The 14,173-nt window shown below is 59.2% G+C and carries 9 protein-coding genes; 4 read left to right on the top strand and 5 right to left on the bottom strand.

Annotated features, from left to right (window positions below):
• The first annotated feature begins 10 nt into the window (after positions 1-10).
• Positions 11-724 (top strand): hypothetical protein, encoded by a 714-nt coding sequence (locus LMG28727_RS07035; RefSeq protein ID WP_201641590.1) that lies wholly within the window; start codon positions 11-13, stop codon positions 722-724.
• A gap of 993 nt (positions 725-1,717) precedes the next feature.
• Here the strand turns inward: LMG28727_RS07035 and LMG28727_RS07030 are convergent.
• Positions 1,718-2,380 carry a GntR family transcriptional regulator gene (locus LMG28727_RS07030; protein ID WP_201641589.1) on the bottom strand — a complete coding sequence of 221 codons (663 nt, stop codon included), beginning with the start codon at positions 2,378-2,380 and terminating at the stop codon, positions 1,718-1,720.
• A gap of 146 nt (positions 2,381-2,526) precedes the next feature.
• Between LMG28727_RS07030 and pruA the strand changes: the two genes are divergently transcribed.
• From pruA to LMG28727_RS07015, 3 genes are all read left to right on the top strand, one after another.
• Positions 2,527-4,134: an L-glutamate gamma-semialdehyde dehydrogenase gene (gene pruA / locus LMG28727_RS07025; RefSeq protein WP_201641588.1), complete on the top strand. Its 1,608-nt coding sequence runs from the start codon at positions 2,527-2,529 to the stop codon at positions 4,132-4,134.
• A gap of 165 nt (positions 4,135-4,299) precedes the next feature.
• Entirely contained in the window at positions 4,300-5,451 is a 1,152-nt protein-coding gene (locus tag LMG28727_RS07020) for a branched-chain amino acid ABC transporter substrate-binding protein (protein WP_407945832.1), read from the top strand.
• A gap of 657 nt (positions 5,452-6,108) precedes the next feature.
• Positions 6,109-6,663: an AAA family ATPase gene (locus LMG28727_RS07015; RefSeq protein ID WP_201641586.1), complete on the top strand. Its 555-nt coding sequence runs from the start codon at positions 6,109-6,111 to the stop codon at positions 6,661-6,663.
• Positions 6,664-7,238: 575 nt separating this feature from the next.
• Here LMG28727_RS07015 and LMG28727_RS07010 read toward each other — a convergent pair.
• The 4 genes from LMG28727_RS07010 to LMG28727_RS06995 all read right to left on the bottom strand — a co-directional run bounded on the left by LMG28727_RS07010 (position 7,239) and on the right by LMG28727_RS06995 (position 13,807).
• Positions 7,239-10,781 (bottom strand): autotransporter outer membrane beta-barrel domain-containing protein, encoded by a 3,543-nt coding sequence (locus LMG28727_RS07010; protein WP_201641585.1) that lies wholly within the window; start codon positions 10,779-10,781, stop codon positions 7,239-7,241.
• Between the two features lie 753 nt (positions 10,782-11,534).
• Positions 11,535-11,876: a hypothetical protein gene (locus LMG28727_RS07005; RefSeq protein ID WP_201641584.1), complete on the bottom strand. Its 342-nt coding sequence runs from the start codon at positions 11,874-11,876 to the stop codon at positions 11,535-11,537.
• A gap of 227 nt (positions 11,877-12,103) precedes the next feature.
• Entirely contained in the window at positions 12,104-13,312 is a 1,209-nt protein-coding gene (locus LMG28727_RS07000; RefSeq protein ID WP_201641583.1) for a DUF3443 domain-containing protein, read from the bottom strand.
• Positions 13,313-13,321: 9 nt separating this feature from the next.
• Entirely contained in the window at positions 13,322-13,807 is a 486-nt protein-coding gene (locus LMG28727_RS06995) for a DUF2844 domain-containing protein (RefSeq protein WP_236591645.1), read from the bottom strand.
• Positions 13,808-14,173 lie beyond the last annotated feature (366 nt).

Genomic DNA, 14,173 nt, shown 5'->3' with positions numbered 1-14,173 from the left:
GGTCATAACTATGGACGCTCTAGACCATTTATGCGCGCGATTGAGTCATCTTGAGCCCGCAATCGATTCTCCAGCGAAGTGGGCAGGTTCGTCGACGGTGAAGGAGTTTTTTCGAAAAGAGCTGGATCATAAAGCAATTCTTATGGACTCGATTTCGCCGGCCCGTATTCAAGAGTCGGCAAAAGCGTCGTATTGGCATGACAATGGTTTCGTGAAAATTGTTTTGCTCAATACCCAGTACTATAAGCTGAGACTGCACATCTGGGATTGTCGCCACCATGTCCATCCTATGATTTCTAATGTACATAGTCACCGTTGGCCATTCTATTCAGTAATGTTATCTGGATGCTACGTTCACGAACTGTTCGACGCTGCAGCCGAGGGGGCGGCTTACTTTAACTACGACTACGAGCATGCCGAGGGAGGTGCTTATGAACTAATCGAGAAAGGCAAGATTCACTTGAATCGTACAGCGGATCATATTTTTCAGCGCGGTGAATGTTATTTCCAAGGATGCGAGCAACTTCACCGCGTCACGGCATTTCCTGGGCAGGTAGTCGTGTCAATGATTCTTCAAGGCAAGGCTATCCGCAAAAGGTCTACGGTATGTACGCGAGCTCCGTGGAAAGGAGATACAGTGCGCCCCCAAACGGCGCTCCAAGACAAGGTAGTCGCAGAGCATGTCGGTCTGGCATTGGACCGCATGATGCAAGCAAGTACGTGACAACCTCGCGCGATCAGCAGCCGAAGCACTTGGCACCGTCCGTACGCTAGGCCCATTTGTATGTCGGTCCTCAATCTCTTACTGTAACGGTGCCGATTTTATTCATAATTTTGCTCTCGCAATTTGCGTGAGTGGACGAACACTGTTCTATAGATTTCGAACATCGGTTCAAGAGGGATTTCGCGGAGCATCTCGCGCTTTGGGGCAATCCCTAAGACTACAAACGCAAAGCCAGTGACGACTATTCTTCTAGCAGCGGATCAAAGTCCGGATCAGTTTCTTTAGTGTGACTCTGACAGTTAAAAAACTGTCATTCGGCTGTCAAATCCAACCGCCGCTAGCAATCAATCCCGTCGCTGACATAGAACCCAGTCAATCCCAGTGACAGCAACGGCCGACAGCGTAGCCACCGAGATGCATGCTCGAATGGCCGTTCGAGTTTGTAAGTTGCGGTAGCTCTCGCGGCGACTCGAAGGACTGCTGGGTCGACTGCTGTCCTAGCGCGCAGCGAAGCTGTCATTCAAAGTGGCCGACGCTTCAACGACTGCTGAGCAACCCACAGCGGCCCTTGTCCAGCGATCGGCCTAATCACCTCATTGGCCGACAAGCATGCGTCCCGCATCGGGCGGGTTTCGGGGTGGACCGGCCGTGCGAGTGACTGCTGCACAGCTCAGGCGAGCGGCAGAAAGTGGCCGAATCCGGGCCGACGGCCAACGCGTCAAACCGACCCAATCGGTCGTTTAACATGGGGAGCCGAATTGTCTCGTTATTCGCCCTGAGCAGCCACTCACTGATTACGTTCGGTGACGTCACACAGGTTCTAGGCTGCGGATTGCAATTGGCGAGTAGATACTATCAGCCCCGCTGCCGCCGACTTTGGCTCCCCTCACAAAGCCCTGATGTCGTTTGCCGCTGCGGCTCATAGAGATTTGCCAAATGCCGTAAAGCTCCATCAATTGAAGATCGGGTGTACCTTGGATCCGTTAGTCCGCATCACTGCCCAAGGCGTGCAGCGGCAAGAACCTCCCGCTTTGTCTCAAGAATATGCTGTTCCAGCAAGCTCACTACTTCGTTGACAGCACGCCGCTTGCACGCGTCGACGATCTGATAGTGGTCCCTTTGCACGTCTTCCTTTTGCGTATTCAGCGACATCCTCAGATGCGGATAGCGATTGGTCGTGCTCAGGCAATACTCCTCGATCATCTTCTTGAGCCGCTCGTTGTTCGAGGGCGCGCACAGCGCCAGATGGAACTGCCGGTTGCACTCGGCCCACTCAGGAAGCGTTGTGGCGACGTCGTATGAAGCGAGGATGCGCTTCATCAACTCGATGTCGGCCACCACCATGTTCGGTACGGCGAGCTTTGCTGCATAGCTTTCAAGCGCGGCGCGAATGTCGAGCAACTCGCAAATCTCGCTCGTTGACATCGCGATCACGACCGCTCCGCGGTTGAGCTGATAGCTCACCAATCCTTCCGCTTCGAGTTGCCGTAATGCCTCACGCACTGGAATCCGGCTCGCGCCAAAACGCTCCGCCAGATTTTCCTGGCGCAGCTGTGTGCCCGGCGGGAGCGTGCCCCGCAGGATTTCATCGCGCAGTTGGTCCCGAATGGATTGCGGCAGCGAACGCTGATCTGCCTTGGCCTGCACTGTCGTCATGAGCAAAAGCCGGTCGTACGCCGACCGACGAAAAAAGTTGTCGTCAAAATTGTAGCCTGTTAGGATTGGATCCAATCGACACGTAAATGGATAATTTTGTTGTCGAATTGAATCCTATATGCCGTCAGTCAAAGGTTTGCATAGTCATGCTCGAAGCACCCAGAAACGAACCAATCTTAGCGTATCAGCCGGGCTCGCCAGAACGGGCGGAGCTTGTCCGCGCACTCGAACAGCAATCTGCCGATGTGGTGCAAATCCCCGTCGTGGCAGGCCGCAAGCGACTAACGGGCGGCGACACACTACCAGTGGCATGTCCGCATGACCACGCTCAAACGCTTGCGCAAGTGCATCAGGCGAGTAGCAGCGATGTGAGCGCCGCGATTCAGGCCGCCATCGAGGCGCAGCGCGACTGGTCGCAATGGTCTTTCGAGGATCGCGCGGCAGTATTTCTCAAAGCGGCCGACCTGCTGGCCGGGCCGTGGCGTCAAAAACTGAACGCTGCGACCATGCTTGGCCAAAGCAAGACGGCCTATCAGGCGGAAATCGACTCGGCCTGCGAACTGATCGATTTTCTGCGCTGGAATGTCGCGTTTGCGCGAGATTTGCAGCGGAGCCAGCCGGTCTCGGCGCCCGGTATGCGCAATGCACTTGAGTACCGACCGCTGGAAGGCTTCGTCTATGCGGTGACGCCGTTCAACTTCACGGCGATCGGCGGCAATCTAGCTTGCGCGCCGGCACTGATGGGCAACTGCGTGCTGTGGAAACCCGCGGCAACGGCAGCGCTGAGCAACTACTTCGTGTTCGAACTGCTGGAAGCCGCTGGTTTGCCACCTGGCGTGATCAATTTCGTGCCCGGCGGGGCGCAAACAGTGTCTTCCGTCGCGCTCGGATCGGACGCGTTCGCTGGACTGCATTTCACCGGCTCGACGGCCGTGTTCGATTCGCTTTGGCGCGAGACAGCCGCGCGTCTGCCGACGTATCGCAGCTATCCGCGCCTCGTCGGCGAAACCGGCGGCAAAGATTTCGTGCTCGCGCATCCGTCAGCGGATGTGGTGGCGCTTAGCGCTGCGCTGCTGCGCGGCGCGTTCGAGTATCAAGGCCAGAAGTGCAGTGCCGCTTCACGCGCATACGTGCCGCTCTCGCTCTGGCCGGCCGTCAAGGCGCGCCTTGCCGACGATCTGGCTACCGTCCGCATGGGCGATGTACAGGACCTCGGCAATTTCATGGGCGCAGTCATCGATCGCAAAGCCTACGACCGGGTCACTGGTTACATCGAGCAGGCACGGCAAGCGGGTGGCGTGTCGATCGTCGCGGGTGGCGGCGCCGACGACCGCACCGGCTTCTTCATCCAGCCGACCGTGATCGAAGTCGACGATCCGCAGTTCGTCACGATGCGTGAAGAGATCTTCGGGCCGGTACTCTCGGTCTACGTCTACCCCGACGCGCAATGGGCAGATGTCCTGAAGCTGGTCGATTCGACTTCACCGTATGCACTGACCGGCGCCGTGTTCGCGCAGGAACGCAGCGCCATTGTGGAAGCGAGCGCGGCACTGCGGTTTTCGGCCGGCAACTTCTACATCAACGACAAGCCGACGGGCGCGGTAGTCGGGCAGCAGCCGTTCGGCGGCGCACGTCGCAGCGGCACCAACGACAAAGCGGGCTCTGCGCTGAATCTGCTGCGCTGGGTTTCGCCGCGCACGATCAAGGAAACCTACGTGCCGGCTAATCAATACGCTTACCCGCATATGAGCTGAGCGCCGGCATCAAGCAACCCGGCAGCTTGCAAGAAACCGCGGTCGCCGACGGGCCGCGAGCAAGGTGCAATCAGAAGTGTCTGCAACAGGGGGACGGACGCAGCGTGGGAGGCACGCGGCGGGTGCCGTCTCGCGCCATTCCACAAGAAAGAGGAGCATCAGAAGATGAGCATGGGTACGAAACAGATCGCGTTGGCCGCTACCGCTGCGGCACTCGGCTTGAGCGGCGCAACCGCATTGGCACAGCAGGCGCAGGACGTGAAGATCGGCTTCGCCGCGCCGCTGACTGGCGGCCAAGCCCATTACGGCGCGGACTTCCGCAGTGGCGTGACGCTGGCAATCGAAGACTTCAACGCCACCAAGCCGGTCATCGGCGGCAAGCCCGTGCACTTCGTGCTCGACGCGGCCGACGACCAGGCCGATCCGCGTACCGGCACGACCGTTGCGCAGAAGCTCGTCGACGACGGCGTGGCCGCGGTAATCGGCCACTTCAACTCGGGCACCAGTATTCCGGCGGCGCCGATCTACGCGAAGGCGGGCATCCCCGAACTGGCGACTGCCACCGCGCCGGCCTACACGGCGCAGGGCCTCGCAACCACGTTCCGTCTCGTCACCTCCGATTCGCAACAAGGCGGCGTGCTCGGCGAATACGTAGTGAAGGACCTGAAGTTCAGGCGCTTCGCCATCGTCGACGACCGCACCGCGTACGGCCAGGGCGTGGCCGAAGAGTTTGCGAAGGCGGTCAAGGCGGCGGGCGGAACGATCGTCGCGCAGGAGTTCACGAACGACAAAGCCGTCGACTTCCGGGCGATCCTCACGCACATCAAACAGTCGGATGCGGACGCAATCTTCTACGGCGGAGCGGACACGCAAGCGGCACCGTTTCTCAAGCAGATGCGCACGCTGGCGGTCAAGGGTACGCTGATCGGACCGGACATGATCCACTCCGACGAGTTGCTGAAGATTGCGGGTCCTGCTGCGGAAGGTGCGTTGGCTTCGTCGGGTGGCAGCCCGCTCGACAAGATGCCGGGCGGCAAATCGTACGTGGAGCGCTACAAGAAGCGCTTCGGCAACGAAGTCGAACTGTATTCGCCGTACGCCTACGACGGCACGATGGCTGTGCTTAATGCCATGAAAAAAGCCGACTCAGTCGACCCGCACAAGTATCTGCCGGTGTTGAAGGCGACGCAGATGAAAGGCGTGACGACCAATGAGCTTGCCTATGATGATCGCGGCGATCTGAAATACGGCGGCGTGACGGTGTACAAGGTCACGAATGGCAAGTGGGCGGCGCTGCAAACCGTCGGCACGAAGTAATTCAAGTCTAGCTGGTCCAGTCCAGGTGGGCCTGGTCCCAGGCCACGGCGCGGGCGAGCGATTGCGACTCCTCTTTCAATTGTTGCGCGCCGATTTCGCGAGTCTCATGGTTGCACATGAGACTCGTTTTTTTTATCGTGGCAATGCAGTAGCGCCTACGTATCTGCCGCCTCTTACGGTCGGCTGATAGACAGCTTCGGTCTAACTTCGACACGCGCAAGTGGCACGCGAACGGCTCCTATGTCATACAAACCCGACACCCGGTTGTCGCTTTGCGTACTTCGGCGGATGACCGCTCCTGGCCGAACCCGGAAGTTCGGCCTGCGCCCGCCAGTCACCAGCTCGGCCTTGCCGCTAATTTCCTTTGTCGACCCTGAGCCGACGTTGGAATCGGCGCCAACGGAAGGTCCGCTCTCGACGCGTCAGCTGTCGTACCGCGTTGGATGGTCACTCTGCTGCTCGGACTGTGCTGGACGGTCGCGACTTGCCCCGTCTCGCCGGTTGAATTAAGCTTTGCGACATGAACCAATTTGTCATCAACTCGATTATTAGCGCCGCGAGAGTCTCGGCGGGATAGCTATTGAGTGACAATATGCAATCACAACCCGCCCAGAAGGCGGGTTTTTGCTTTCTGGGCTCTAAACGGAGCGTTTGGGAATGACGAGTGAGAGTCGAGCAGTTGACGAAGTTGGCCATCGTGAGACGGCTGTTTTGCATATGGTTTGCGGAAAAATCGCATCGGGGAAGTCCACGTTGACGGCTCGCTTGGCGGATGCCTCTCGGACGGTCCTGTTTAGCGAAGACAAATGGATGGCATGTCTTTACCCGGACGAGATTCATACGGTAAGCGATTATGCAGACCGCGCAGCACGCCTGAGAACGGTCCTCACGGAGCACATCCAGGCACTCCTCGCGGCGGGTATCTCCGTGGTACTGGACTTTCCATTCAATACGGCCAGCACACGTGCTTGGGGTTACTCACTATTCCAGGCGGTTGCCTGCGAGCATCGGCTTCACTATCTTAATGTGACCGACGAGATCTGCAAATCTCGTTTAATGACGAGGAATGTGTCAGGCGAGCATCCTTTCCGGACATCAGAAGAGCAGTACGATCAGATCACCCGGTACTTCGTTCCGCCCGCACTCAGCGAAGGATTCAACATAGTTGTCTATGACGAGTCAGGTAAGGTCTGTTCCCCGGCGGAGTCATGACATTCGAGTGTCGTGGTCGGCGGCGAAACGCAAGGCCTGCTCGTGGCCGCAAGCGGCCCACGACCCGGCGCGGCGGCGAGAGGCTTCGACCCCAAGGGACGTAGGGGTAACCCGGTCGAATGGCCGGTCTCCGACCGGACTCCGACCTTCAGTAGTGACACAAGTTAGATTAGCGGATAAGCCCCGACAGTCGCTTGCCATGAAACTGCGCATCCTGCCGGTCAAGCTGCCCGGCGATCAATCTACAAGCTGCGGTGCGGGATGACCCATTTTTCCTATTGAGAACTTCAGCGCGTGGACTATAAAGCCGCACCGTGTAGTCCAGCTATTCATCGCCGGCCAGCAGTTCGGAATCTTGCGATCGCACCCAGCCGAACTGGACTGAGAAAGAGCCGTCAGCGCCCTTTTTCGAAGTAAATTTATTCAGCCAACAGGCGTTGTACTTGTTCTTCTGGAAGGAGCCATCGGCATAGCGCACTGAGATACCGCTGACACGCGAATTTCGCCCTCGGGTAAATCTGTCAGCTTATGCGTAACCGCATTTCCGGCCATATAGGGGCAAAGTCCACCCGCTCCTACTGCGACACAACCGCGGCGGCGGGTGCCGGCGCGACGAGGGAGGATGACGCAGGCTGCGGCGGGTCCCCGAAGATAAGACGCAGACCACCGTTCAATACCCAGCCACGGAACCCGCCACTGCCGACATTATTCTGCCAGGCAACGTTGCCGTAGACCGAGAGATTCCTTGTCAGGGTCCCGGTGGCACCGGCACCGACCTGCAGTGCAGTTCCTGGCTTGCCCGTGCCAAAGCTGACACCGCTGAGTACGACGCTATTAGATCCGCCGATGCCCTGCAGCAGGTTCGCCTTGATGTACGGCGTCACGCGTGAGCCGTCGCCCATCACGAACGGCCGGAGCAAGCGGAAGCCGACGCGGGCGACACCCTGATCGGGGCTTCCCATGTTGACCTCGATGCCATCCCCATCGGTACGGTCCGCGAAATCGAGGTGCTGCCAGACCAGTTGCACCTGAGGCTCGATGGCCAGGTTCCACCAGGGCAACTGGAAGGGCATGCCGGACTCGATGGACACGGCGACCGAGTTGCCGTTCACGCTGGTAATCTGCCCGCGTGCCGCCGTGGTGTAGCGCCCGTTAAAGAGCCCACCCATGACGATGCCATCGACGTACCAGCCGGCACGGTCCTGCCAGGTTGCGATGCCCGCGAGCGATTGGGTGTCAAACCGCGCGTCGCTGGCTCCGTCGACAGCGGAAGGCTGCATCCACAATCGGCCAAAGGTGCCAGCCAGGCCGACGCGCAGAGTACCGTCCGGGTTATCGATGGTCTTGTAGCTGGCGCCGAACTGCACGGCGCCGTAGTCGAGGCTGAAGTTGTATCCGAACGACTGGAAACTGCGATCCGTCGTGTAGTTGAACAGACCACCATAGATCCGCACGAAGCCCTCGACAGCTTGTCCGTTGCCGGAAATCTGGTCATCACGGATTTCGCCGAGACGCCGGTGCAGGCTGTCAATATCAACGAGACCGGTCTGAAACAGCGCCCGCGAGGTGGAAAGATAGGCCGGCACCTGCGGCGCCACTTCTGGGCGCGCGTCGGATGGTAGCTGGGGAACCGCGCCTGGGGGAGGCTCAGGCGCTGGTTGCCCGGGCTCAGCGGGAGGCCCGGGTTCTGGTTCCGTAGGCGCCGAGGGAGGTCCAGGCGCTGGTTCCAGCGGCCCTGAGGGAGTCTCGGTCTCTGGTTTCACGGGTCCCTCCGGAGTGACGTAGGCACTCTGAAGCCGGTAATCCCAGTGATTGCCTGCGGTCCCGACGAGCGACTGCAGAGCATCGGCGGCGCCGTTGGGTGAACCGGGCCCATAGGCGTTGAGCTTGTACTGGAAAGGCGTGCCGCCCGTGACATAACCGTGCTGCAGGGTGAAGGCTTCCGGCGTGGACGCTCCTGCCACCTGGATGATCGAGATGCCATCAGCGGCATCCGGGACACCGGTCAGGCTGGTGAACGCTCCCGCGCCTCGCGCATTGTTCACTGTAGTCGACGTGGTGCCTTCAGCATTGCCCAATATGAGCAAACGGTCAGTCAGCTGATTCGACAAAGGGCCACCCGCGTTCAGCTGCGTGTTCATTGTCAGCATACTGGCGCTGCTGGCGTAGTCGCCGCGAACGGTGAGCGTTTTGAATGCGCTGCCCGCGGGCGGCGCAAACGCTATCGTGCTGGGGTCGAGACTGAGCGAGGCGACATCGGAATTGGCGGTCACGGTCCAGGCGCTGTCGGCGAGCGACACGGCGCCGACGTTGCGCGCGGCGCCGGTCCAGGTGGTGCCGTCGGCGAGAGCCATATTGACGATGCCGTCGGCATTGGCCTGCGCGTCGCCCGTCAGGACGACATGCCCCGTGGCCGTGAGGTCCAGCACCGGGGCGACTGCAGTGGAAGCGGTATGGGCGGTATTGATCAGCAGCCCGGCGCCACTGCTGACTTGCGCGCCATTGGACAGGGACAGGTCCAACTGCGAATTCGTCACCTGGATAGCAGCCGATTGCGCGCTGCTCAGGCTACCGCCCGAGAACGAGACGGCGTTCTGCACCGGTGCCGCATACGCCGTGGTGGAGAGCAGGCCGTTGCTGCCGGAGCCCTCGGCCCGAACGGTGCTGTCGGTGGCGTTGATGATGCCGCCGGTTGACACCACCAGCCCATGGGCATTGCTGCCGGTCGTTGAAATCCTGACGTTCTGCAGCAGGATCGTTGGGGTGCCCCCGCCGGGGTATCCCAGCGCAACAGCCCCATGAGATCCGGTTCCGGAGGTGGTGACCGTGCCATTACTGAACCTCAGCGTGCCCACGATGTCCGCGTCAGAGATGGAGTAGGTGGAGTCCATACCATAGGCGGTATCGGCTGGCACCGTAATGCTGACGCCGTCGGCGGTGAGGGTGCCGCCCAGTGCGAGCAGCCCCGCGCTCTGGCGCAAATACGTTGTCCTGAAGCTCGGGGCTTCCGTGAACGTTCTGACAATGCCCCCGTTCGAGTCCGCTATGGTGATGCTCGAATCACGAATGTTGACGCTGGAATTGGCGTCGGCAACGACACCAATTCCAGCACCCTGCACGGTGACGCCGCCCACGGTGATCTCCGCCCCCTGGGTGGCGGTAATGCCGGTTCCCTTGATGCCCGTGAAGCTGAGGGTGACTCCGTCGATTGTGCCGCCGGGAACGATGGTGTTGTCGGCGACGATACCCGCCGCACCCGAATTGGCCGTGCCGACGTTGGTAAGACTGAGCGGCGCCGTTGAGCCATCGACCCTGACCAGACCGCCGTTCAGCATGTAGATGCCGACTACATCATGACCGGCGATGGACAAGCTTGTGCCGTTCCGGGCGTCGACGACGCTACCCGGGCCAACGGCCATCAACACCGCTCCGCCGGGTGCAATATTCGGACCGGTCAGCACGAGATGGCTACTATCGATCAGGGTAACCGAGCTGCCGGTGTCGGCGCGCACGCCAAACGCTCCGGTGGAAAAGTTCGATGTCAGATCCAGACCCAGGGTGACGGATGAGTTCTGGATTGCACGCAGGCCGTAACTGGACGAGCTTGTGCTAGCCAATGCGGTTGTCAGGGTAACGGGGATGCCCGTGCCAAGGCTACCGGGGATCGCCGTATTGTTGATATTGATGCCCACGATGCCAGTGTTGGTGGCGGTGGAGTCGACTGTGATCGGAGTGGTCGTGCCGAGAAGAACGGCCCCGCCATTGATCATGTCGACACCACGAATGGGAGTGGCCGTGGTGACGGTCGCACCAGGCGTGAGGTCGATCACGGTGCCGGCGTTGGTGGCCGAGACGGCCGCACCAGTGCCCGTGGCACTCAGCGCCGATCCCGGTGCGGCTGAGCAGGTGCCGGACGTCAAGGCAATCCGACCCGAGGTGACGGTGCAGGTCTGCGCCTCGACCTGACGCGGCAGGATGGGCACGGCGGCTGTCAGTGCAACAAGGCTGCCTCGGCAGAGCAGGTGTCGCAGGTTCTGCGCGACCCAGGTGGGCTCTGCTGCCCCGCTTCGCCAAGGACGGGAATCCGGCGACTGACGAGCGGCTTTATCACAGGCCACGCTTCACCTCCAGAGACGGATGTCAAGACCGCGATGGAAAGTCTTTACAGCACACCGGCGTGTCGCCCGATATCGCACGCCCCTGATGTCGCATAACCGCACTCGAACGGATGGAGATTGAATCAGGCACAGATGGTTCTCTGTCTTAACCATCTGCGCCGCTCTCTTCTTTAAATCGACGTCCTTATTGCCACAGTCTTGTAGGTTTTTAGCGGATCGGCAAATTTAAACGTGTCAATAATAGTCAAGTCCCGGATCAAAGGCGATTGTCTGGGTCAACCGGACGCCTGCCGTGTAGGAGATAAACGTCCAGGTGTGCAGCCTTTACCGGCCATCGGACCGCGCCCCTAGTCCTCGTTCGCTCGGTTCCGGTCCATTGACAACATTGACTCGGCCGGTTAATGACAGCGTTGCGACTTCCCGAAGGGCTTTCGAGTCGATCAGCTATCTGCAGCGTGGCCTGCGAGTTCATCAGCGGACGGTCGCAAGTTTTTGTCGATTGACCGGAGTTGGCCGCTTTCTGCCTGATGCGGCTGGCTCAGTTCGATCCGTTGCGGGCAGTCGGCTTGACCAGCAGCGGCCACTCGCAGCCGATACCGCTTCGCGTTCGGCGTCACGGCTTTCGAAGTGCGAGATAACGCAGGGTGTCTTTGTAGCTGAGCACTTCCGCGCCATCGCACTTCAGACCATAAATCCAATAGCTAATCATGGTGCCGTGCATGGGATAAAACTCGAATTCGGCTCGTCCGCAATTTACGAGTGAAGCCAGTTGTGCCCGATTGAAGGCGCCGGTGTTCTGCACATAGATGTCGTGCCCGCCACGACCCGAAAGATCAAGAACGTTGCTAGCAGATCACGACCATCGTCCAGTTGAATCTCAAGGTACGGAACGTGGTTGGAAATCCGAGTGATTCGCCCTCGTGCATGAACCAGATCGGCCTCGCGCGGTGCCGTGTATCGAGCGTAGTCGTGTTTGTCGCCTAGTTTGTCGATGTACAAAATGCCGAACACGCTCAACAGCAACGCGGCGATCATGGCGCCGATGCCCAACCATACTTTCTTCAATGCAACCGTAGTGAGGGAATTTGAGGACATGACGCCTCGATGCCTTTCAGTGAATCCACCTTTCCACGCAATACCCCCTGAGGCGCCCCCTCTCGACAAAATACGATGACCCGTCAAGAAAGGGGCGGTCGCCCTCACGATAGTCCGGACCCTCGGGGTACTTGCTTGCCCGCGTTGCTCCTAAGGCCGCTAGATGATTCGCCCGCGGCCCGATACGGATAAGAACGTCGGTTTTCGCCGATCTATCGTGAACCTTATCAATAGGCGTAATAAGGTCCCGTGCCACCGGGCGTGCTTTTTCCGTTGAACGCAACGAATACCGAGCGGCCGTAAAAGAACGACAGTCCCCAAATGAAACTGGTCGAGAAGTAGCTGTTCGTGCCCAGCGCGGATTGCGGTCCAGCCCGCTCATTTTGCGCAAAGTTGCCGCTGCCGAACAAGTCATTGATGTTCGCGACGCTGAAATTAACCGTGCCGTTGCTTCCATTGCCGCCGACGTTGACGGCAGACAGCGCGGTCGGCATGAGCGGACAGAAGTCCACCGTGCCGGCGCAAATCGGCAGAGTGTTGTCGAGGAAGATGTATCGATTCGTTCCGCTGTCGATTGCACTATCTCCAAAGGACGTGCCCTTATAGATCGTCGTGATATTGCCATTGAGATTGGTGGCATAGACCTGCGCACTACCCAACGCATTATCCGCCTGCGTGCCAATGCCAAAGATCAACTGTCCCGTTGCATTGACCGCGCCCGTATTCGCAATACTGGGCAGTTGCACGATTACACCATTATTGTCCTGAGCGAATTGCGTCACGGGATTGACGACTTGTTGGACCAGCGGGACGGTGGTCGAGGTGCAGGTTGTCGCGTCGCAGGTGTAATAGCGGTTATTGGCCTGGGTAGTGGCACATGTCGCGCCGCAATCGTAAGGCGTTACGCCGATGCCCAGGATGCCGTTGGCGTCCATCGCCGTAGTGGTGTTTTGCGCGCTGCCGCCCGTGCTGGAACAATAGTCCGGCACTGCCGGCATGGCTGGGTCGGCGACTATCTGCACGGCGACATTGCCGGCGGTTTCACCTGCCATTTTCACGTCGGCGAGCTTCGTCGAGCCCCAGACATAACTGGTCACGTAGAAATAGCATTCGCCCAACTGGTTGCCAGCCGTCGTGCTCTGGGTGGCAAGTTTCAATGCCTGCACGGCAGGAGTCGACAACAGCCGCAAACCGACCGAGCCGGTATCGATCAGCACGTGGTCGATGGTCTGGCAATTATTAGTGCCCGGCGCACAAATCGTGACACTGGTATAGGCGCGGTTCACGGAATTGAACGCGCCATCCACTGTGATCGGCGCAGTATTCTGAACGGGGGCCGCGACTGAGGCCGTGCTGATCGGGTTGCCGCCACCGCTACTACCGCCGCCACAACCGGCCAACAACAGCAAGAGCACTGCTATGAAATACTTGCGCATAGAGAGTCCTTACTGAATAGCTTGAGCAGTTACGCCTTGCGGCAGCAGCGCGGGCAAGAAAGCCTGGCCGAAAAATAAATTCATGTGACCGCCGGAGTAGATGACCAATCCCTCAGCTTGAATTGCCATGGGAGCGTGGTCGCCGTTCTGATTCGCGGCCTGTACGCCTGCGGAATAAGTTGGAAAATAATTGCCCAGCAACTGTCGCAGATTGGGGGGTGTGGGGCCTCTCCACGCGATACCGAATACAGTGCCGTTTGATAAATACTCTTTAATCACGGTTCCGTCCGGTTGGGTCAATTGCTGGACCGAGACGGATGTCGGCAAGATAGTCGGAGCGGCGGTCGTATGAATGGTCGCGCCGGCATTTCCGCGGAGCGCCGAAGGTGTCAATTGCTGGGTACTGGCGTGCAACTGGGTCTGGTCGGCAGTAATGCTCGATGTATCGCCACCGAGTGTGGCAAGAGCGGGCAGAGGCGTGATGACAACCGCCAAGGCAAGCGCAATCCTGGTTCTATGGCCCATATTTATTATCTGCAAGTGTGGTCGGTCTGGAAAAGGCCGTCGACGTGACAGGCAACGACGAACCTGGACGCAATAGCAATGTTTTATTTCTTGATGTTTCAGGCCAATTGAAAGGGCGACCCGAAAAAGCAATTGATACCGCCGCTGGATCGCGGGCGCCAAGTCAGAAAGCAGGGGCTATATTACTTACCCATTCTTTCAATTGAGTTCTCGCTTAACGGTGTTTGTCTGGCGCAGGTGAGACCACGCATGCGCGAATGCACGACCCGCAACTTAGCCGATACCAGCTCATCGAGTTCTCAAAGTTTTCGCCAGAATTGAGCGCGCGCGAGGCCG

The sequence above is a fragment of the Paraburkholderia metrosideri genome (genome assembly GCF_904848625.1).
GTDB classification, from domain to species: Bacteria; Pseudomonadota; Gammaproteobacteria; order Burkholderiales; family Burkholderiaceae; genus Paraburkholderia; species Paraburkholderia metrosideri.
The sequence above is the reverse complement of the archived record's forward strand: the minus strand, read 5'-3'. Positions and strand labels throughout refer to the sequence as shown.